The organism is Micromonospora profundi (assembly GCF_011927785.1).
GTDB classification, from domain to species: Bacteria; Actinomycetota; Actinomycetes; order Mycobacteriales; family Micromonosporaceae; genus Micromonospora; species Micromonospora profundi.
On record NZ_JAATJK010000001.1, the window covers coordinates 714,927 to 735,866 of the forward strand.

19 protein-coding genes are annotated in these 20,940 nt (G+C 71.9%); 15 read left to right on the plus strand and 4 right to left on the minus strand.

The features are described 5' to 3' along the window. Positions 1-128: 128 nt before the first annotated feature. Positions 129-911, minus strand: a complete 783-nt coding sequence (locus F4558_RS03375; RefSeq protein WP_167943152.1) for a hypothetical protein — start codon at positions 909-911, stop codon at positions 129-131. Positions 912-1,112: 201 nt separating this feature from the next. On the opposite strand from F4558_RS03375, the gene F4558_RS03380 reads away from it, so the two are divergent. From F4558_RS03380 to F4558_RS03395, 4 genes are all read left to right on the plus strand, one after another. Then, positions 1,113-1,910, plus strand: a complete 798-nt coding sequence (locus tag F4558_RS03380) for an alpha/beta fold hydrolase (RefSeq protein ID WP_167943154.1) — start codon at positions 1,113-1,115, stop codon at positions 1,908-1,910. Positions 1,911-2,062: 152 nt separating this feature from the next. After that, positions 2,063-2,692: an HAD-IA family hydrolase gene (locus F4558_RS03385; RefSeq protein ID WP_167943156.1), complete on the plus strand. Its 630-nt coding sequence runs from the start codon at positions 2,063-2,065 to the stop codon at positions 2,690-2,692. A 167-nt stretch (positions 2,693-2,859) separates the two neighbouring features. Beyond that, positions 2,860-3,327, plus strand: coding sequence for a GNAT family N-acetyltransferase (locus F4558_RS03390; RefSeq protein WP_167943158.1), 468 nt, complete (start codon positions 2,860-2,862; stop codon positions 3,325-3,327). An 87-nt stretch (positions 3,328-3,414) separates the two neighbouring features. Continuing rightward, positions 3,415-4,557, plus strand: a complete 1,143-nt coding sequence (locus tag F4558_RS03395) for a polysaccharide pyruvyl transferase family protein (protein ID WP_053653185.1) — start codon at positions 3,415-3,417, stop codon at positions 4,555-4,557. Between the two features lie 8 nt (positions 4,558-4,565). Here the strand turns inward: F4558_RS03395 and F4558_RS03400 are convergent, their stop codons facing one another. Further along, positions 4,566-4,772, minus strand: coding sequence for a DUF8847 domain-containing protein (locus F4558_RS03400; RefSeq protein ID WP_167943160.1), 207 nt, complete (start codon positions 4,770-4,772; stop codon positions 4,566-4,568). Between the two features lie 223 nt (positions 4,773-4,995). Between F4558_RS03400 and F4558_RS03405 the strand changes: the two genes are divergently transcribed. Both F4558_RS03405 and F4558_RS03410 read left to right on the plus strand, forming a co-directional pair. Continuing rightward, positions 4,996-8,193, plus strand: coding sequence for a DEAD/DEAH box helicase (locus F4558_RS03405; protein ID WP_167943162.1), 3,198 nt, complete (start codon positions 4,996-4,998; stop codon positions 8,191-8,193). Further along, positions 8,193-9,092 (plus strand): SWIM zinc finger family protein, encoded by a 900-nt coding sequence (locus F4558_RS03410; RefSeq protein WP_167943164.1) that lies wholly within the window; start codon positions 8,193-8,195, stop codon positions 9,090-9,092. The genes F4558_RS03405 and F4558_RS03410 overlap by 1 nt, the downstream gene beginning before the upstream one ends. 4 nt (positions 9,093-9,096) lie before the next feature. On the opposite strand, the gene F4558_RS03415 is transcribed toward F4558_RS03410, so the two are convergent. Further along, positions 9,097-9,354: a DUF3040 domain-containing protein gene (locus F4558_RS03415; RefSeq protein ID WP_053653189.1), complete on the minus strand. Its 258-nt coding sequence runs from the start codon at positions 9,352-9,354 to the stop codon at positions 9,097-9,099. Between the two features lie 432 nt (positions 9,355-9,786). Here F4558_RS03415 and F4558_RS03420 point away from each other — a divergent pair, with 432 nt between their 5' ends. The 5 genes from F4558_RS03420 to F4558_RS03440 are packed head-to-tail and all read left to right on the plus strand — an operon-like array spanning position 9,787 to position 16,117. Next, entirely contained in the window at positions 9,787-11,907 is a 2,121-nt protein-coding gene (locus F4558_RS03420) for a DUF1800 domain-containing protein (protein WP_053653190.1), read from the plus strand. An 8-nt stretch (positions 11,908-11,915) separates the two neighbouring features. Further along, a complete protein-coding gene (locus F4558_RS03425; protein ID WP_053653260.1) occupies positions 11,916-13,298 on the plus strand; it encodes a DUF1501 domain-containing protein in 1,383 nt (460 codons plus the stop codon). Beyond that, positions 13,295-14,713 carry a ferredoxin reductase family protein gene (locus tag F4558_RS03430; protein WP_053653191.1) on the plus strand — a complete coding sequence of 473 codons (1,419 nt, stop codon included), beginning with the start codon at positions 13,295-13,297 and terminating at the stop codon, positions 14,711-14,713. Before F4558_RS03425 ends, F4558_RS03430 begins: the two co-directional genes overlap by 4 nt. Positions 14,714-14,724: 11 nt before the next feature. Continuing rightward, positions 14,725-15,345, plus strand: a complete 621-nt coding sequence (locus tag F4558_RS03435) for an FMN-binding protein (protein ID WP_167943166.1) — start codon at positions 14,725-14,727, stop codon at positions 15,343-15,345. A 49-nt stretch (positions 15,346-15,394) separates the two neighbouring features. Further along, positions 15,395-16,117 (plus strand): FAD:protein FMN transferase, encoded by a 723-nt coding sequence (locus F4558_RS03440; protein ID WP_167947215.1) that lies wholly within the window; start codon positions 15,395-15,397, stop codon positions 16,115-16,117. Positions 16,118-16,509: 392 nt separating this feature from the next. On the opposite strand, the gene F4558_RS03445 is transcribed toward F4558_RS03440, so the two are convergent. After that, positions 16,510-17,181 carry a bifunctional DNA primase/polymerase gene (locus tag F4558_RS03445; protein WP_053653193.1) on the minus strand — a complete coding sequence of 224 codons (672 nt, stop codon included), beginning with the start codon at positions 17,179-17,181 and terminating at the stop codon, positions 16,510-16,512. Between the two features lie 250 nt (positions 17,182-17,431). Here F4558_RS03445 and F4558_RS03450 point away from each other — a divergent pair, with 250 nt between their 5' ends. The 4 genes from F4558_RS03450 to F4558_RS03465 all read left to right on the plus strand — a co-directional run bounded on the left by F4558_RS03450 (position 17,432) and on the right by F4558_RS03465 (position 20,939). Then, the gene (locus tag F4558_RS03450) at positions 17,432-18,661 is read left to right on the plus strand and encodes a helix-turn-helix domain-containing protein (protein WP_167943168.1); all 1,230 of its coding nucleotides are present in this window, start codon (positions 17,432-17,434) and stop codon (positions 18,659-18,661) included. Between the two features lie 16 nt (positions 18,662-18,677). Continuing rightward, positions 18,678-19,250 carry a flavoprotein gene (locus F4558_RS03455; RefSeq protein WP_167943170.1) on the plus strand — a complete coding sequence of 191 codons (573 nt, stop codon included), beginning with the start codon at positions 18,678-18,680 and terminating at the stop codon, positions 19,248-19,250. Positions 19,251-19,375: 125 nt separating this feature from the next. Beyond that, a complete protein-coding gene (locus tag F4558_RS03460; RefSeq protein ID WP_053653262.1) occupies positions 19,376-20,212 on the plus strand; it encodes a Nif3-like dinuclear metal center hexameric protein in 837 nt (278 codons plus the stop codon). Next, complete coding sequence (locus F4558_RS03465) at positions 20,202-20,939, plus strand: zinc ribbon domain-containing protein (RefSeq protein ID WP_053653196.1); 738 nt, start codon at positions 20,202-20,204, stop codon at positions 20,937-20,939. The genes F4558_RS03460 and F4558_RS03465 overlap by 11 nt, the downstream gene beginning before the upstream one ends. The last annotated feature ends 1 nt before the right edge of the window (position 20,940 follow it).

Consider the following 20,940-nt stretch of genomic DNA (forward strand, 5'->3'; position numbering starts at 1 on the left):
CGTCGTCACCGGGGTGTTGCGGGCGAGAGGGTCGGCGAGCATGCGACGGACCAGCCCGTGGCGGTCTCGCTGATTGAGCTTCCCGTGTGTCTGCCGCACGGGATGAGGGCTGGCGCACGGGTTGGTCTTCACGTCGGCGTGCCGGGATGCGGCGCTGCTCTCAGCTCGCTTCGGAGCCGGTCCAGTTCGTGTCGCTTGCCGATCTCCGGGCGGCGCTCGGGGTGCTCGACGTAGTGGCGGATCGTTTCCGCGAGGAACGTCGGATCGACATGCAGTGGCGCCATCGGCAGCGAGAACGGTACGGGCGGGTGGCCCGGCGTCGCCGGCTGTTGCATGAGGGTGAGGTTCGCGGTGCGCCGGGCCGGTGGCGGTGGGCCGCCGGGGAGCAGCCGGTCCCAGCGGATGAAGGTGCGCCGGATCAGGCCCTGTCTGGTGATGCCGTTCCGGTCCAGGATCAGGCGCGGTCGGTCCAGCAGCAGCACGGCCGCCATGGCTGCCAGGACGATGGCCGGGACGGCGATGCTCAGGGCGAGGGCCCCGGGTATCTCGGCGAGCCGCACGCGATCCTCGCCCGGAACCCGCTCGGTGAATACCGCGCCAGCGGCCAGCCATCCGACGAGGATCGCCCAGGGGCCGAGCCAGCGCGGGCTGGCCGAGGCGACAAAGCTCTCCGCCCCGGCCGCGATCTCCCAGGTGGCCGGCCGCTGGCGGACCCGTCTGGTGAGCAGGGCGTGTCCGGCCGCCAGCAGGAGGAAGCATGCGCCCTGGGCGGCAACCCAGGCCAGGAAGGCGAGACCACTCGGTTCGATCCGCCAGGTCACCGGCTTGAACCACAGTTCGGTGCAGATCCGCAGGGCGAGCGCGGCCACCGCGAAGGGCCAGATCAGCAGGCGCGCCACGCGAGGGGACATGCCCGCAAGCTAGACGACCCGGGCAACCCGCCCACCAACTCACCCTGGCCTGCCAGGGGAACGGTGGTGCCGCTGCGCGACCGGCACCGGGAGCGCTGGCGTGCCGCGATCGAGGTACGGACTGATCGGCGCGTTGCGTTCGTCGATGCTGTGCGCCCCGTGTTGGATCGGGACCTGTGACGCCGTAGAGCGGGAGGCCGAGTGGGGTACGCGCAGATCAACGGGCTGCGGCTCTGGTACGAGTCGTACGGCACGGGTAGGCCGTTGGTGCTGCTGCACGGCGGCTACGGGTCGACGGAGATGTTCGCCCCGATGGTGCCGGCGCTGGCCGAGCGACGCCGGGTCGTCGCGGTCGACCTTCAGGGCCACGGGCGTACCGCTGACGTCGACAGGCCTCTGCGGTACGAGGCGATGGCCGACGACATCGCCGCGCTGCTCGGGCACCTCGACCTGTCCACTGCCGATCTGCTGGGCTACTCACTCGGCGGGGGTGTCGCGTTGCGTACCGCCATCGAGCATCCGGCGCTGGTACGTCGGCTGGTGCTGGTCTCCACCCCGTGCAGGAGCGCCGGCTGGTATCCGGAGGTCCTGGCCGCCATGGCCGCCCAGGACGAGCGGACCGGCGAGCGGATGCGCGGCACGCCACCACACCTGCTCTACGAGCGCGTCGCGCCGCGCCCGCAGGACTGGCCACGCCTGTGGGCAAAGAGCGGTGACCTGCTACGCCGTGACTACGACTGGTCGGCGGAGGTGGCCCGGCTGAGCATGCCGACGATGTTGGTCTTCGCCGATGCCGACTCGATCCCGACAAGCCATGCGGCGGAGTTCTACGGGCTGCTCGGCGGCGGGCACCGCGACGCCGGCTGGGACGGCACCGACCGGCCCGCCGCCCGACTGGCTGTGCTGCCCGGCCACACGCACTACGACATCGTCGGCGCGCCGGCCCTGCCGACGGCGATGCTGTCGTTCCTCACCCACCAGGTCGGCACGCCCACCTGACCCCCGAGCCGGCACGCCCACCTGACCCGTCGATGCGGCGTACGCCGGGTGGCGGGCCGGTTGTGGCCCAGGACGCGACGGTGGCCACCTGGCCGGCGGTCCGATCCGAAGCGCCCTACCCTCGGGGCAGAGCGTATTCAGGGAGCGTGATCGTGGAACTGGCGCACATCGACGCGGTGCTGTTCGACATGGACGGCACGCTTGTGGATTCCGACCCCGCCGTGGAGCGGGCGTGGGAGCGGTGGTCGGCCGAGTACGCCGTCGACCCGGCGGCGGCGCTCGCCATAGCGCACGGCAGGCCCGCCGATCAGACCATTCGCCGGCTGCTGCCCGCGCTGGACGACGCGGCGGTCGCCGTAGCGGCGGCCCGGCAGTTGGCGTTGCAGTACGACGACCTGTCGGACGTGACGGCCACCCCGGGCGCGCACGAGTTGTTGATGGTCCTCGGCCGGTTGGGTTTGCCCTGGGCGGTGGTGACAAGCGCCGACGTCCGACTGGCGCAGGCCCGGCTCGGTGCCGCAGGCATCGAGGCGCCGGTGCTGGTGACCGTGGAGGACGTACGCGCGGGTAAGCCGGACCCGGAGGGCTATCTGCGTGCGGCCGCGTTGCTCGACGTACCGCCGGCGCGGTGCCTTGTCGTCGAGGACGCTGAGGTCGGGTTGCAGGCCGGCCGCGCGGCTGGCGCGATGACCGCGGCGCTGAAGGGACTCGACGGCGACCTGCGGCTGGTCGACCTGACGCAGTTGGCGGACGGCCTGCTGTCGGCTCCCACGGCACGGTGACCTGCCCAGCTGCGGCGGTCACCTGCGCAGCCGTCGCGGTGGCCAGCCGCCCAGCCGTCCCGGCGGCCGGCTGACGGGGTGGCAGGGTCGCGCCGGTTCTGCTCCACTTCCTGCTGGATCCCGAGACCCAGAGAAAGGCGGAGCCGGTGGAGTTGACCTTGAGGCCGATGAGTGAGCAGGAGCTGGCCCGACTCCGGGGCCCGCTGGAACGGGCGTACGCCGAGGATTTGGCCACGCACGGGGGGATGAGGCTGCAGGCGGCGCAGGAGCGGTCGGCGGACCAGCTGCGGCAGTTGCTACCGGCGGGCGCGGCCACCGAGGGTGCGCTGCTGCGGCTGGCGCGGGTCGGCGACACCGAGGTCGGCTGGATCTGGGTGACCCTGCCCGGGGCGGCCGGCACCACCGACGCCAAACGGGCCTGGATTCACAACATCGAGGTGCATCCGGCGCAGCGGGGCCGGGGGTACGCGCGGCGGATGATCCAGCTCATGGAGGCGGAACTCGCCCGACTCGGGGTGCCCGAGGTGGGGTTGAACGTCTTCGGCACGAACACCGTGGCGATCGGGCTCTATCAGAGCCTCGGTTTCGAGGTCACCGCGCAGCAGATGGCCAAGCCGATCGACCCGGTGGGCTGAGCCGGCGGCGACGCCGGTCCTCTGAGCAGGACTGTTCGTCCGTCCAGCGGGAAACCGCGCCGGACCGCACCCGGGGAGGAGCGACGGATGACGCATGGCGCCGGACTGACAATCGGTGTGCTCGGCTCGTACGGTGGTCGGAACCTCGGTGACGAGGCGATCCTCACCGGCCTGCTCACCGATCTGCGTACGCAGGAGCCGAACGCCCGAATCATCGTCTTTTCCCGTAATCCCGAGCACACCCGTGCCGCCCACCCGGATGTGGAGGCGGTGCCCTGGGAGGGCGTCAGCCGTACCGACTCGGCGCTTGTCCTGGCCCAGCTCGACCTGCTCATCCTGGGCGGTGGCGGCATCCTCTACGACCGGGAGGCCCGCCGCTACCTGCGGGTCGTCCGGGTCGCGCAGGAACGCGGGCTACCCCTGATCACGTACGCGGTGGGGGTCGGGCCGCTCAGCGACTCGGTGGACACCGGCATGGTCCGGGAAACGCTCGCCAGCGCCGTGCAGGTTACCGTCCGTGACCAGGAGTCCCGGATGGTGCTGGAGGAGGCCGGGTTGCTCAACCCGATCACCGTCACCGCCGACCCGGCGTTCCTGCTGAAGCCGGCGGACTTCCCGGCCCACCTGCTCGCCGAGGAGGGCGTGCCGGTGGGCAAACCGCTTGTCGGGATCAGCGTGCGGGAGCCGGGACGGGCCGCCGAACGTCTCGACGTCGACGGCTACCACCGGCTGTTGGCCCAGATCGGCGACTTCCTGGTGCACCGGATCGACGCGCACGTGCTGTTCGTGCCGATGGAACGCGACGACATCCGGCACTCCCACGGCGTGCTGTCGCACATGGTCGCCGCCGAGCGGGGCCGGATCCTGCACGGCACGTACTCGCCGCAGCAGGTACTCGGTCTGATGCGCCACTTCGACCTGGCCGTCGGCATGCGCCTGCACTTCTTGATCTTCGCGGCGATGGTGGGTACGCCGTTCCTGCCACTGCCGTACGCCGGCAAGGTCTTCGACCTGGCCCAGCGGCTCGGAGTGCCGGCGCTGCGGGGCGTGGAGCGGGAGGTCGAAGGGCCGCTACTGGCCGAGGTCGACCGGCTCTGGGACGAACGCGAGGAACGCGCCGAGGCCACCGCGCGGCGGGTGGCCGAGGTCTGCGAGCAGGCCCAGGGCACCTCGGAGGTCACCCGCGCGGTGCTGGAGAGCCTGCGCAGCCAGGCCCTCACCCGGGTCTGATCCGGCCGTCACACCGCCGGGCCGGTCCACCGGTAGCGCCACTCGCGGTCTTCCTCACGGGCGGACTCCAACTCGTAGATCTGCGCCTCGGCCAATCCTCCGGACCCGAGGTGATGGTGGGTGAGCGGCGGGCGGCCGTTGCTGTCCAGTTCGACGGTCACGGTCTGCCCGTCCGCCGCGCCGCCGACGAGGAGGATCTGCACGGAGGAAGCCATGCGCCCATCCTGCCTGCCGTGCGGCCCGCCCGCAGCGGATGCGGGGCAGCGCGACGACCGTTGCGGCGCTACCGATTGATCAACACGGGTTCATGGAAATCGCGGTGTCCCGTCGACGTGGACACCGCGATTTCAGTGAAATCGAGTCGATCATGGCCGGCGGCGCGCCGCCGGCTCACTCGGGCCGCCTATCCTGGGCGCGGGCGGCGACGAGGGGGAGTACGTGCTTGTCATCCACGGGCTGTGGCTGCCCGGCGACGGCGCGTCCGCAGGGCTCGCGGTGTGGGCCGAGGACAGCGCCGCCCCGGCAGCCGCCACACCCCGCTCCGGCCGCCCGCCCCGGGAGCGCCAGCACCCGTTCGCCGCCGGGCACGCCGACCTGGCCGCAGTCCTCGCCGACGCCGCCGAGCCGGCCCACCCGGACACCGCCGTGCTCACCCTGCCGACCCGGGCGGGCACGCCGACCGACTCACCCGAGCTGATCCGGACCGCCGTCGCACCTCCGGCCCGCGCCCGGCTCACCCTGGCCAGGTGGCGGGTCCCCATCCTGGTGTACGCCCCGGACGACGCCCTACCGCTGCTCCGCGCCCTGGACGACCTCCCCGTGGTGCCCGGGTCGACCCTGCGCCACCTCGCCGAACTCGCCGACTTCGCCGCCGACCTGGTGACCCGTGGTCGCGTCCTACCCGGCGTCAGCTCGACGGCCGCAGGGGCGCGGTCGGGCGCTGGCGCCGAGGTCCCGGCCCTGGCCGTCTGGCGTCCACTGCTGACCGGCACAGACGCCGCATGGGCGCGATCCCTGGCGCTGGCCCTGCCGCCAGCGGCCCGAGCCGTCACCTCGGAGACCACCGATTCGAGCGATGCCGAGCTGACCGCTGCCGCGCTCGTCGCGGACGCGCTCGACGCGCTGACCGACGCCGCCGCCCGAGCCGCGCTGGCGACCACCACCCTGGCCCGGGGCCTGCGTCCGGGTGGGCCGGCGCCGGTCTGGTTGGCGGCGCTCGCCGGTCCGCGACGCGACTTCACCATCGACGCGACAGCGCTGGCCACCCTCCGCACCGAACTGGACGACTGGCAACGGGACGCGGCAGGCGGCGCGATCCGGGCCAGCTTCCGCCTGGTGGAGCCGCCCCCCGACGAGATCACCGAACCGATCCTCGCCACCCGGCCCGCGCCGACCGACGACAGCCACGCCGACGGCAGTCGCGTCGCCCCCAGCCCGACCACCCTCAGCCCTGTCGAGGACGGGCCTGCCGGTGGTGGGCGGTGGCGGTTGGAGTTCGGTTTGCAGGCCGCTGACGAGCCCGGCCTGCACGTCGACGCCGGGCAGATCTGGCGGGCGCCGCACACCTTCGGCGGGTTGGCCGGCGCCACCGCCAATCCGCAGGAGACCCTGCTCGCCGAGCTGGGCCGGGCCAGCCGGCTCTGGCCGGATCTCGACGCCGCACTGCGTACCGCAGCACCCGAGGCGATGGACCTGGACGTCGACGGCGCGCACCGGTTCCTCAGCGAGGGCGCGCCGGTGCTGCACGCCGCCGGTTTCGGGGTGCTGCTGCCGTCCTGGTGGCAGCGCCCGTCGGCGCGGCTCGGCGCCCGGCTGCGCGCCCGCAGCCGTACCGCGCCCGGCACGGTGGCGGGCACCGAGGCCGGCGTCGGGTTGGATGCGCTCGTCGACTACCGCTGGGAGGTGGCACTCGGCGACCAACCGCTGTCCGCCGACGAGTTGGCGGCGCTTGCCGAGTTGAAGACCCCGTTGGTACGCCTGCGCGGTCGCTGGGTGGAACTGGACCCGGGGCGTCTCGCCGCCGGTTTGCGTCTGCTCCGGTCGGCGGGCGAGCTGACCGTCGCCGACCTGCTGCGCCTCGGGCTCGCCGACGGCGAGGACACCGGGGCGCTGCCGGTGCTGGAGGTGACCGCCGACGGCCCGCTGGGTGACCTGCTCGCCGGTGCTGTCGAGCGGCGGCTCACCCCGCTCGATCCGCCGCCGGGTTTCGTGGGGACGCTGCGGCCGTACCAGCGGCGCGGGTTGGCCTGGCTGGCGTTCCTGCGCTCGCTCGGGTTGGGCGGCGTGCTCGCCGACGACATGGGGCTGGGCAAGACGGTGCAACTGCTGGCGCTGCTCGCCGGGGACCCTCCGGACGCCGGGCCGACCCTGCTGGTCTGTCCGATGTCGCTTGTCGGCAACTGGCAGCGGGAGGCGGCGAAGTTCACGCCGGGGCTGCGGGTGCACGTACACCATGGGGCGGAGCGGGTGCGGGGGCCGGAGTTCACGGCGGCCGCGCACGGCGCGGACCTGGTCCTCACCACCTACTCGGTGGCGGCCCGGGATGCCGTGGACCTTGCTGGCATCGACTGGCACCGGGTGGTGGTGGACGAGGCCCAGGCGATCAAGAACGCGTCGACCCGGCAGGCCGAGGCGGTCCGGGCGCTGCCCGCGCGGCAACGGGTGGCGGTGACCGGTACGCCTGTGGAGAACCGGCTCGCCGACCTCTGGTCGATCATGCAGTTCGCCAATCCGGGTCTGCTCGGGCCGGCGGCGACGTTCCGTAAGCGGTTCGCCGAGCCGATCGAGCGCAACGGTGATGCCGAGGCCGCCGAGCGGCTGCGCCGGATCACCGGGCCGTTCGTGCTGCGCCGGCTCAAGACCGACTCGTCGATCATCTCGGACCTGCCGGAGAAGCTGGAGATGGAGGTGCTCTGCAACCTCACGGCCGAGCAGGCGGCCCTCTACCGGGTGGTCGTCGACGACATGCTCGCCCGGATCGAGTCCAGCGACGGCATCGAACGTCGTGGGTTGGTGCTGGCCACCATGACCCGGCTCAAGCAGGTCTGCAACCACCCGGCGCAACTGCTGCGCGACGGCTCGCCGCTTGACGGTCGCTCCGGCAAGCTGGCCCGGCTGACCGAGATCCTTGAGGAGGTGCTGGCGGCGGGGGAGCGGGCGCTGCTGTTCACCCAGTACGCCGAGTTCGGTGCGATGCTGCGTGGGCACCTGTCTGCGCGGTTCGGCCGGGAGGTGCTGTTCCTGCACGGCGGTGTCGGCAAGGCCGAGCGGGACGCCATGGTGCAGCGGTTCCAGTCGGCCGAGGGGCCGCCGTTGTTCGTCCTGTCGCTCAAGGCCGGCGGCACCGGGCTCACCCTGACCGCCGCCAACCACGTGGTGCACGTGGACCGGTGGTGGAATCCGGCGGTGGAGGACCAGGCCACCGACCGGGCGTTCCGGATCGGCCAGCGGCGGCGGGTGCAGGTCCGCAAGTTCGTCTGCGCCGGCACCGTGGAGGAGAAGGTGGCCGCGATGATCGCGGACAAGCGTGCCCTCGCGCAGCGGGTGGTGGGCACCGGCGAGCAGTGGATCACCGAGCTGTCCACGGGGCAGCTGCGGGAGTTGTTCGCCCTGGAGGCCGGCGCGGTGGTGGAGTAGTGAGCACCGACAGGTTCGCCGACTACGGCCGTCCCCGCCGTGTCGACGGGGGTCTGCGCGCCCGCAGCGCCCGTGGCGCGATCGGGCGGTCCTGGTGGTCCCGGCGTTTCCTGGAGGTGCTGGAGTCGTTCGCGCTCGGCACCCGGCTGACGCGCGGCAGGTCGTACGCGCGGGCCGGTCAGGTGCTCCGGCTCGACATCGCGCCCGGGCGGGTCACCGCCGAGGTGCAGGGCTCCCGGCCGCGCCCGTACGAGGTCTCCATCGCTCTTGCCGCGTTTCCGCCCGCGCTCTGGTCCCAGGTCGAGGCGGAACTGGCCGGGCAGGCGTTCTTCAGCGCCCGACTGCTCGCCGGGGACCTGCCCGACGAGTTGGAGGAGCTGTTCGCCGCCGTCGGTGCTCCGCTGTTTCCGGGCACCGTGGACGAGCTGACCCAGCGTTGCAACTGTCCCGATTTCGCGGTGCCGTGCAAGCACCTCGCGGCCACGTTCTATCTACTGGCCGAGGCGTTCGACGCGGACCCGTTCGAGCTGCTGCACTGGCGTGGGCGGTCCCGCGCGGACCTGCTCGATCGGCTGCGTGCCCGCCGGGCCGAGGCCACCGGCGCGGCGGTCACCGCCCCGGAGCCGTCCACCGTGGACCTTTACGGGTCCCATGTGGACGTCCTGTCGCCGGCGGGTGCGGCGCGGGCGCTCGCCGGGCTGTCGGCGACCACGCTCGCCGAGGCGACGGACAGGTTCTGGGCGCCGCCGGTGCCGCTTCCTGACCGGCCGCCCAGGCTGGCGACCGGGCCGGACCTCCTGCTGCGCCAGCTCGGTCCGCCAGCGCCGGCCATCGGCGGGCCGGGACTGCTCGAACGGCTGCGGCGCGCGTACCGGGCGTTCGACCCGGCCGACAGGTGAGCCGTCATGTCCATCGGCGGCGGAACCGCCACATGATCGCCGCGTTGGCGATCAGCACCACCGCACAGATCGCACCGGCGAGTCGGCCGGCGAACACGGCCATCGCCGGAAGCGATGCCCACAGCACGATCGTCAACAACATCAGGTAGCGGCCCCGGCGGCCCCGGATCCGGTGATCGAGCCGGGCGAAGAACGCCGGGTCGCTCTCGCGGAGCTGACGGGTGATCTGGTCGAACCTGCGCTGATCCTCTTTGCTGAGCATGGCGCTGCCTTCCCCTCACGCGTTCAGCGGTTCGGCGGCATACCCGCTGCGGTGGCGGCTCACGCTCGCCCGCTGCCCCTACTTTTCCTCCTGCGTGAAGGCACCTCATGTCCTGCTTAGCCGTACCTTAAGTTTGCCTGTGGTCGCGGACGACGCCGAATGTCTCACGTACGGCGACGTGGTCCGATCCGTCCCCGGCTGCGGCACGTCCGCCCTGCTGGGAAGGTCGATGCCTGTCTCGTGCGGTCGACCCGTCACCGTAGCGCTGGTGAGCCCTGTCTTAAGTGCCCTCACGAGGGCGTTCAGGCCACCTTGAAGGCACCTGGGCGCTTGGTTACCTTGCCGTAGCAACCCCCTCAGGCAACAGTCGCCGCACCTGCCGCACCTGCTCGGTCGCAGCTTTCGGCGCTCATCAGAAATCGGGATTGGTACATGGCCGACCAGAATGTGCCACCACGTCGACCGCGGGACGACCGCGGCTGGGACGGACGCCAGCACCACAGTGCGGACGGGTACGGCGACTCCACCGCGTCCGCGTCGTACGGGTACGACTCGCCCCACTCCCATCAGGGCGGGTACCCGGCGCAGGCCGACCCGCGCAACCAGTACGGCGACGGATACGGACACCCCGCCGCAGCCCCGCGCGGCCCGCAGTGGGTCGGACCGGAGGGCCTGGGCCGCCCGGCCCCCGCCCGCCCGGCCGGCAGCGGACTGCCCACCCTGGACGATGACGACGAGCCTGGCCGCAAGGTCGGCCGGCGCAAGGCCATGGTCGCCCTCGGCGGTACGGCCGCCGTGGTGGCCGGCGGTGCGGCGCTCGCCATGACCCCGCAGATCCGTGGCCTCTTCGGCGACGAGGCGGCGGCCGGCGACGCGACCGGCAGCACTGTCACCGACGGCAACGCGGCGCGGCCCAGCGGCCAGCAGCCCAGCACGGTGCGCACCTACACCGAGCAGAACGAGAGCTACATGGGCTCCCGGGCCGGTGAGGCGCTGAAGAAGAACGCGCCCGCCGGTGGCCGGACGTTCTCCGGGCCGGCGGCAGCCGCCGCGGAGACCCAGGTGACCGTCAAGACGGTGCTGGCCAAGGACCCGATCCTGCACCTGGCCCGACGGGCCACCTTCGGTCCGACGCCCGGCGTGATCTCCGACATCAAGAAGCAGGGCATCGACGCCTGGATCCGCGCCCAGCTCGACCCGGACAAGATCGAGCCGAGCAAGGCCGAGCTGAAGATCGCCGAGCTGCCCACCCAGAAGCTCACCGTGCAGCAGCTGCGCGAGCAGCGGGAGAAGCTCAACGAGCAGGGCGCCCAGCCGGAGCGGGAGGTGGTCGACGCCACAATCGCCCGGCAGATCTGGTCGAAGCGCCAACTGTTCGAGGTGATGGTCGACTTCTGGAACGACTTCCTGCACGTCGCCGCCGACTTCGACGGTGGCGAGGCGTACCGCACCTCGTTCGACAAGGACGTGGTGCGCAAGCACGCGCTGGGCAGCTACCCCGAGATGCTTGTCGCCGCCAACAAGCACCCCGCGCTGCTGATCTACCTGAACCAGAAGGACTCCCGCAAGGACGCGATCAACGAGAACCTCGCCCGGGAGAACCTGGAGCTGTACTCGGTCGGCGTCGACGGCGGCTACACGGAGGGCGACGTCCGCCAGGCTGCCATGCTGCAGACCGGCCGTGGCGTCGACGACAAGGGCCAGTACCGCCTGCGGGTGAACCAGCACTACATGGGCAAGGTGAAGATCCTCGGCTTCACCCACCCGAACACGTTCTCCATCAAGGACGTCAACAACCCGACGGACAAGGAGATCGCCGCCGTGGACGCGGCGATCGACAAGTACATCACCTACATCGCGCTGCACCCGTCGACGGCCAAGTACGTGGCGCAGAGCCTTGCCACCCGGTTCGTCTCGGACACCCCGCCGAAGTCCCTCGTGGACCGGCTCGCCAAGACGTACAGCAGCAACAACGGCCTGATCAAGCCGATGCTGATGACGCTGTTCAGCTCCTCTGAGTTCTGGGCGGCGGTGGGGCAGAAGGTGCGCCGGCCGATGGAGTACCTGGTGGCCACGTACCGGACGCTCGGCGTCAGCCCGGAGGCGTCGCCGACGCACAACAACGGCGACAACAAGCGCACCCCCTTCGCCCGGGGCCTGCGGCAGGTCCACGACAAGCTGCGGGAGTTGGGCCAGTACCCGATGGGTCAACCCACCCCGGACGGCTACCCGGACGTCTACGTCGCGTGGACCTCGGCCGGCACCATGGTCAACGGCTGGAACGAGGCCGGCGAGATCACGGCCGGCTACCGCACCGTGTTCACGTACACGCCGCCGCAGAAGCTCGTCGCGAAGCCGCCGGCCACCGCCGGGGCGTACGTGGACGCGCTGTCCCTGCGGCTCGTGGGTCAGAAGCTGAGCACCCGGGAGAAGAACCTGATCCTCGGCGTGGCCGGTGTGCCGGCGACCGCCAAGGTCGATGCCACGTTCAACGGGGCCATCACCGCCGTCGCGCGGGCGATCCTCGCGTCCCCCCAGCACCACCTCCGGTGAGGCACCCGATGGAGAAGACTGTGTACAACTCTTTCCCCCTGCACCCCGAATGCCCCGACCTGCGGCGGCTGGCCGACAACCCGGCTGAGGCGCTGCTGCGCGCCGAGGCCGACGTCGTCGCCGCCGAGAACGCGGCCGAGGCGGACCGCTACCGCATGCTGGAGAACCTGGAGGAGGCCCAGCAGGACGGTCGCGGTGTCACCCGCCGGACGTTCGTCGCCGGTGCGGCGGCGACCGCCACCGCGCTGGCCACCGCCCAGTTCGTCACCACGTCGGCGTCGTTCGCGGCGACAAAGACGGGCACGTTGATTCACGTCTTCCTCTACGGCGGCCTGGACGGGCTGAGCCTGGTGGCCCCGGACAACGACCCGGTGCTCGCCAAGGACCGCCCCGACCTGCTGCTGGGCAACGACTCGCTGGCCCTGAGCCGGGGCTTCAAGCTGACAAGTGCGTTCAAGCCGCTGGAGCAGTGGCTCAAGGCCGGCCAGTTGGGCTTCATCCCGGCGGTCTCCGACGAGCGGCTGTCCCGCAGCCACTTCCAGGCCGCGGACGCCTGCAACCTGGGCGGGCTGCCCAACGAGACCGGCGGCCGGGGCTGGTTGGACGGCCTCGTCGACAACCTCGGCAAGGGCACCGCGTTCCGCAGCGTCGGCATCGGCAGCACGCTGCCGCGCTCGCTGGTCGGCAACAACGGCGCGATCTCGCTGAACAGTGTGGGCTCGCTGCGGCTCAACGGCGACGAGAAGTTCCGGGCGGCCACCGAGAAGGCCATCAAGGGGCTGTTCACCGGGATCAACCACCCGGTCGAGGAAGCCGTGCAGGAGGGCATGGGTGCGCTGGCCACCGCGCAGAAGCTCGCCGCCAAGCCGTACCAGCCTGCCGAGGGCGTCACGTACGAGGGCGTCGGTCGGGCGTTCCAGCAGCTCGCCCAGCTGATCAAGGGCGGCGCGAACGTCCGGGTCGCCACCGTCGGCATGGGTGGCTACGACACCCACGAGAACCAGGGCACCCGCGAGGGCGGCCAGCTGCACCGCCGGCTGGGCGAGCTGGCCAAGGCGATGGCGGCGTTCTTCACCGACCTCGGCCCGCAGGCCGCCGACGTGACGATCATGGTGTCCAGCGAGTTCGGCCGGCGCATCCGCTCCAACGGCGGCGGCACCGACCACGGCCACGGCGGCGTGATCACTGTCCTGTCCGGCAAGAAGCTCGCCGGTTCCCTGCTCGGCACGTGGAACGGCCTGGACAAGCCGGATTCCGGCGACGTGCCGGAATACAACAACATGTTCAACGTCTACGGCTCCATCGCCCAGGGCCGGTTCGGGCTCACCAACGCGGAGGTGCAGAAGGTGTTCCCCCGCATGAAGTACGCCCCGATGAAGCTGTACGCGTGACGTATCCGCACACCCACGCCGCCGGCCGCCGCACCGGGACCTCGTCCCGGCACGGCGGCCGGTCGGCTGCGCCCGTACCCCCGCAGGTGCCGGAGCGGCGCGGACCCGGCGGCCGCCGGTTGCTGGTCGTGCTGCTCGTGCTCGGGCTGCTGGCAAGCGTGCTGCCCTGGTGGTTGGGGACGCCGGCCGGCTCGCTGAGGACCACCGCGTCGACCGTCACCGCGGCGGGCCGGATCACCGGCCTGGTCGCCGGCTACCTGCTGCTCGTGCAGGTGCTGCTGATGAGCCGGCTGTCGGTGCTGGAACGGTGGATCGGCGGCGAACACCTGTCCCGCTGGCACCGCGACATCGGCGCGACGCTGCTGGTGGCCGTGCTGGCGCACATGTCGCTGATCCTCGTCGGCTACGCCGACCTGCGAAACCAGTCGATCGTCGCCGAGGTGGGCACGCTGCTCGGCGACTACGAGGACATGGTCTCGGCGTTCGTCGCCACCGGCATCATGATGCTCGTCGGGTTCAGCAGTGTGCGGGGGATCCGGCGGGCGTTGCCCTACGAGCTGTGGCACCTGCTGCACCGGTCCAGCTATCTGATTCTGCTGCTCGGCTACGGGCACCAGTTCACCCACGGCGCGCAGCTCTACCGGCCCGGCCCGGTGCGAACCGGGTGGATCGTCCTGTACCTGCTGGTGGTCGCCGCCCTGCTATGGGGACGGGTGATCGCGCCGCTGGTGTTCAACCTGCGCTACAAGCTGCGGGTCGCCGACGTGGTCGCGGAGAGCCCGGACACCATCTCCATCTATCTCACGGGCGAGCGGCTGGGCCGGTTGGAGATGCTCGGCGGGCAGCACTTCCGCTGGCGTTTCCTCACCCGCGGCTGCTGGTGGCAGTCGCACCCGTTCTCCGTCTCGGCCGCCGCCAACGGCCGCTGGCTGCGCCTCACCGTCAAGGTTGTCGGCACGCACACCGCCGACCTGCGCGACCTGGAACCGGGCACCCGCGTGTGGGCGCAGGGTCCGTCGGGCACGTTCACCGCCGCGCACCGGATCCGCGAACGGGCCCTGCTGATCGCCGGCGGCAGCGGCATCACGCCCATCCGGGCCATGCTTGAGGAGTTGCCGCCGGGCGCCGCCCTCATCTACCGGGCCCGCACGCCCGCCGACGTGCTGCTCAGCCGCGAGCTGGACTGGCTGGCCCAGGAACGCGACACCTCCATCTGGTACGTCATCGGCTCCCGCGACGATCCCGGCCCCCGCCAGCTCATGAGCCCCGACGGGCTGCGCCAACTGGTGCCCGACGTGGCCCGCCGTGACGTCTACCTGTGCGGTCCGCCCGGGCTGGTCGAGCAGTCGGTGCGCGCGTTGCGCCGGGCCGGAGTACCACGCCGGCAGATCCACCTGGCCACCTTCGAGTTGTAGGAAGGCATCGCATGCGTCGCGCGTTGCTCGCGATCACCGGTCTGGCCGCCAGCACCACCGCGCTGGTGGTGCTCAAGGGCTCCCCGGGTGTCACGCCGGCTGCCCAGAACCTGCCGACCTCCCAGCCGGTCAACCCCGCCGGTCCGGGCGCCGACCCGAGCGTCGCCCCGGACGCCCCCGGCGCAGACCCGACAGGTGCGGCACCGAAGCCGTCCGAGAGCGCCGACGCGGCCACGTCGCCCAAGCCGGGCAAGACCACCGCCCGCCCGTCGGGCACCCGCACCACGGCGAAGGCGCCGACAGCGCCGCGCACCACCACCAAGGCGCCCCAACCGACCACCCGCCGGATCACCGGGCCGGGGGTGGACGCCAAGGACGGGTCTGAGACGTACGGGTACGTGCAGGTGCAGATCGTGGTCTCCGGCAACCGCATCGTCGAGGCCACCACCCTGTCGCTGCCCAGCGGCGGTGAGTCCGACATCCACAGCGGCGACGTGCGGGACAGGTACAACGGCACCGGCGGCGAGGTGGTGCAGAAGCAGAGCGCCAACCTGAACACCGTGTCCGGGGCCACCGCGACCAGCAACGCCTACAAGCAGTCGCTGCGGGCCGCCATCGAGCAGGCGTTCTGACGTGCCGGTCACGACGTCCCGACCCGGGCTCTGCCGGGTCGAGCAGATCATGGGTACGGCGATCACCGTGGACCTCGCCGACGACCTGCCGCCGGCACGCCTGCACGAGCTGGCCGACGAGGTCTTCGGCTGGATGCGCGAGGTGGACGCCAGGTTCAGCACCTACCGGGACGACAGCGAGGTGTGCCGCTTCGACAGGGGCGAGGTGCTGCTCTCCGAGGCGTCGGCGGACCTACGGTTCGTGTTGGAGGCGTGCGCCGACCTGTGGGGTGCCACCGACGGGTTCTTCGACGCGTACGCCACCGGGCGGCTCGACCCGTCCGGTTTCGTGAAGGGCTGGGCGGCGCAGGTCGCCTCGGACCGGCTGCTGGCCGCCGGGGCGCCGAACCACTGCGTCAACGCCGGCGGCGACGTGCGGGTACGCGGGTTCTCCCCGGCGGGGGAGCCGTGGCGGATCGGCATCCGGCACCCGTGGGACGCGATGGCGACCTGCCTGGTGCTGGCCGGAACGGATCTGGCGGTGGCCACGTCCGGGGTGTACGAGCGGGGTCGACACGTGCTGGACCCGCGCCGCGGCGCTGCCGCGAGCGGCCTGCGGTCGGTCACAGTGGTAGGCAGCGATCTCGGGGTGGCCGACGCGTACGCCACTGCGGCCCTTGCCATGGGCACCGCCGGCATCGGCTGGCTGGACCGCTGCCCCGACTACACCCACGCGGTGATAACGGACAAGGGCCGCCAGTACCACTCGACGGCCCTCCCCACAACAACCTGACCCCGCCTCCACGTCGCCGCGATCTTGCAGTTTCGGTCGCCGTTTTGCCGCGACTAAGGCGTTTGTCCGGGCAGAAAGTGCAAGATCGCGGGGGTGAGCCCCGGGATGGGGTCAGCGCACCGGGCGGTTTGTGCCTGCTGGGCGGGTGCCGGTGGGGCGGGGACGGCCGGGGCGGGAGCCGGCGGGACGGGTGCCCGCCCAACGGCGCCCGGGGTGGCTGCGGCGGGGCGGCTCGGTGCCGCCGGGATGCGGCGCTCTGTCGTCCGTGGACATCGTTCCCCCGTTCGTGGCGCGCGTTCGCGCTGGCGCTTTGTCGCTGTCCCTCTGCTCAACGAGGACCGGCGCCCCGGCGACGCTGTCGGTCACCGGATCGAGTCCGCTCCCGGCCCGACTCACATGCCCCGGCGGGGGAGCGGCAGGTGGCCGGGGAGCAGGTCGAGGGCAAGCGTCACCCCGTTGGCGCGCAGCGCCTCGATAAGCGTGTTCTGCACCAGGTAGGAGTCAGGAAGCTGCCACCGCGCCTGCTCCGGGGCGACCGCCCAGCGGACCGTCCCCTCGGGCAGCCTTGTGGGCGGCGCCGGGATCCACGATCCCGGTCCGTGCCGGACCACGTGGAAACAGTGCTCCAACTCCGGCCGGAGCGGATCGCCGGGGCGGACCAGGAACATCCACCTGCCGGTCGGGGTGACGAGCACCGGGCCGCGTACGCCGGTGCCGGCCGGGTGGGTGCGTACCGCGTCGAGCACGTGCCGGCCCAGGTGCGCCGGCACCTCCAGCACGTCGAAGGCCCGCCCGGTGGGCAGCAGTACGCCGTGCGGGCGCGTCCGCCACCAGGTGGCCACCCGGATCGGGTCGGCGCTCGCGGCCAACTCCCAGTTCTCCAGCGCGGGGTGGCAGCCGACGGTGGGGCAGCCGGCCCGGCCGCACACGAACCGGCTGCGGGCCAGGCAGGCGCCGGGGGTCACCTCCCATCCGTGTACGGCGTACCGGATGGCGACCCGGCGCAGCCGGACCCGTTCCAACGGCGACAGTTCAGCGACGCGCGGTCCGACGTTTCGCCACATGATGTGCCATCTCCCCTCGTCGGGCCTGGCGTACGCCAGGTCGCATGTCGAGCGCCGTCACTGCCGTAACCCACGATCGTTGAGGTTGACGAACGGCTCGTGCAACTTGCACGAAAAGTACGAGGACTGGCTATCCGGCTGACGTACACGCTGTGCGACCAGCGGAAACCTGAAAAGGACGCTGGACCGCCGCACCCGCGGACATCGCCCCGGACCGATGGACGGTGGCGGCAGGGGAGGGGATGGGGAGATGGACGAGCTACCCATAGGGCGGCGAGTGGCCTACTGGCGGGGCCGTCGCAAGATGTCGCAGCAGGTCTTCGCCGACCGGCTGGGCAAGTCGAAGAGCTGGGTGGACAAGGTCGAGCGCGGGGTCCGCCGGCTGGACAAATTCTCGGTCCTCTACGAGATCGCCGACATCCTCCAGATGGACGTGCAGTTGTTGCTGGGCCGGGACCCGGAGCGACGTACCGACGCGCTGAACTGCATCGACCAGGTCGAGGTGCAGGAGATCCGGGCGGCCCTGGAGCGGTACGACTCGATGAGCGCCTACTTCGACGCGGCGCCCTGTCCGCCCCCGCTTGACGACATGCGCAAGGCCGTCAACCACGCCTGGCTCACCTACCAGTACGGCCGGTACGGGATGCTCACCCGGGCGCTGCCGAAGCTGCTGCGCGACGCCCAGGCGGCCGATGCCGCGTACGGCGGCGCGCAGGCGCCGGAGGCGGCCCATCTGCTCGGGCAGGTCTACCAGATCGCCTCCTCGGTGCTGCGCAAGCTCGGCGAGTGCGACCTGGCCTGGCTGGCGGCGGACCGGTCGATGGCTGTGGCCCAGCGGGCCGACGACCCGCTGCTGGCCGGCATTGCCACCACCCGGGTCTGCAACGCCCTTGTCGCCATGGGAAGGGGTCGCCCGGCGCTGGAGCTGAACGTCCAGATCGCCAACCGGCTTGCGCCCGGCGGCAGCAACGACGTCTCGCCGGCCCGGCTCTCGGTCTACGGCATGCTGCTGCTCCAGGGCGCGATGGCGGCTTCCCGGATCGGTGACTCGGCAAGCGTCGACGACCTGATCAACTGCGCGGAGGAAGCGGCCACGCTGCTCGGTAGCGACCAGAACCACTACTGGACGTCGTTCGGCCCGACGAACGTCGAGTTGCACCGTGCCGCCGCCGCCGTGGAGTTGGGTGACGGAGGCCGGGCCGTGGAGGTGCACCGGCTGCGCATCTCGGAGCCTCTGTTCAACGCGTTGCTGCCCGAACGCCGTGCCCATCACCTGCTCGACATCGCCCGCGGGTACGCGCAGATCGGCGATGTGGCCAACGCCGGCGAGATGCTGCTGCTCGGTGATCGGCTCGCGCCGTCGGAGATCCGCTGCCGTCCGATCGCCCACGAGGTCATGTCGGACATCCTTCGTCGCACACGTGGTGCGCCGCCTTCTCCGGTAGCGGAGTTGGCTGAGCACATGGGAGTAGGGGTATGAGCGCGGAGCCGGTCTGATGACCGGCGGACAGCGCACAAGCGAGCACCGTTCGGTGCTCTATGTCATCGCCTGCGGTTCGCCGCTGGCACGTCACGTCGGGCGCCTGGTCGACCTGGCCCAGCAGGACGACTGGGACGTCTGCGTGATCACCACGCCGGACGGGGCCAAGTTCGTCGACCAGCCCGCCCTGACCCGCCAGACCGGGCACCCGGTGCGTACGCACTACAAGAACCCCGGTGATCCGGACGTGCTGCCGCCGGCCGACGCCATGATCGTGTGCCCGGCGACCGTGAACACGATCAACAAGTGGGCGGCCGGGATCGCTGACACTCTCGCCCTCGGGCTGCTGGTGGAGGCGCAGGGCAAGGGCCTGCCCATCGTGGCGGTGCCCTACACGAACGCCGCGATGGCCGCCCACCCGGCATTTCGGGCCGGTGTGGCCCGGCTGGCGGAATGGGGCGTCACGATGCTCTTCGGTGATCATGTGGTGCCCCTGCACCCGCCCGGGACAGGCGAACAGCACATGCACGTGTTCCCCTGGCAGATGCCGTTGGCCGCGCTGCGTACCGTCGCGTACCGCGCGGCCTGACCGCCCGGCGGCCGCGTCCGCGAGGTAGCCCGACCGGCGCGGCCGGGCGTCGCCGCCGGACCGTCGCCGCGCCGGTAAGCTGGGCCGCCGTGAGCGTATGCGTATCCACCCCCTCGGTGACCGACGTGGTCGCCGAGCTGGAGCGGCGCTACCCGCCGGTCTGGGCCGAGGAGTGGGACCGGGTCGGCCTGGTGCTCGGTGAGCCGGCCGCCCTCGTCCGCCGGGTGCTCTGTGTGGTCGACGTGGTGCCCGAGACGGTAGCCGAGGCGTTGGCCGTCGGCGCGGACATGATCGTCTCGCATCACCCGCTGTTGCTGCGGGGCGTCTCGTCGGTCGCCCCGACGACCTTCAAGGGCCGGATCGTGCACCAGTTGATCCGGGCCGGGGTGGCGCTCTACGTGGCACACACGAACGCCGACGTGGCGTCCCCCGGCGTCTCCGATGCCCTCGCCGCCCGGTTCGGCCTGACCGGGCTGCGCCCGTTGCAGCAGCCAGCGCCCGGTTCCCCCGCGTACGGCGACGACCGGGGCTTCGGCCGGATCGGCGAGTTGCCCCGCCCGATGACCCTCGCCGAGTTGACAGGGCACGCCGCCGCCGTGCTCCCTGTCACGTCGTGGGGAGTTCGCGCTGCGGGGGATCCCGGGCGTATGGTTCGTACCCTCGCCGTCAGCGGCGGGTCGGGGGACAGTTTCCTCGGCGCCGCGACCGCTGCCGGGGTGGACGCGTTCCTGACCGCCGACCTGCGGCACCATCCGGCCGGCGAGCACCTCGCGGCCGATGGTCCCGCCCTGATCGACGCCGCCCACTGGGCGACCGAACGACCGTGGCTCGACGATCTGGCCGCCCTCCTTCGGGAGGCGCCGGGCGTCGAGACGCTGGTGTCCGACCTGGACACCGACCCGTGGACCGTGCACGCCGCCGCACCCGCTGTGGACGACAAGGAGCCCGACCGTGAAGGCTGACCCCAAGGTGCAGAGCCGCCTGCTCGACCTTCAGGCCATCGACACCAACCTCGCCCAGCTCGCGCACCGCCGTCGGTCGCTGCCGGAGCGGGCCGAGCTGGAGGCGCTGGCCCGGGAGTTGTCGTCGCTGGAGGACGAGCGGGTCCGCGCCCAGGTGGCGGTCGACGACCTGGATCGGGACATCGCCCGCCTGGAGAAGGACGTCGACCAGGTCCGGGCGCGTAAGGAGAAGGACGAGAACCGGCTCGCCGCCGGCACCGGGCCGGCCCGGGAGCTGGAGGCGTTGCAGCACGAGCTGGTCTCGCTCAACCGGCGCCAGGGCGACCTGGAGGACGCCGAGTTGGAGCTGATGGAGCAGCGGGAGACCGCGCAGGGCGTGCTGGACGGCGTGGAGAAGCGGCTGGCCGAGGTCCGGGAGAAGCGGGCCGCCACCGAGCAGCGCCGCGACGACGCGCTGGCCGAGATCGCCAAGGAGGAGGAGTTCAAGCGGGGCGCCCGTCAGCCGCTCGCGGCCGACCTCCCGGCTGAGCTTGTCACCCTCTACGACAAGATCCGCGAAGAGACCGGGCTGGGTGCGGCGCTGCTCACCGCGGGCCGCTGCGGAGGCTGCCGGCTGGAGCTGTCCGGCGCCGACCTGGCGCGGATCCGCAAGACCGCTCCGGACGACGTGGTCCGCTGCGAGGACTGTCGACGGATCATGGTCCGCACCAACGAGTCGGGCCTGTAGG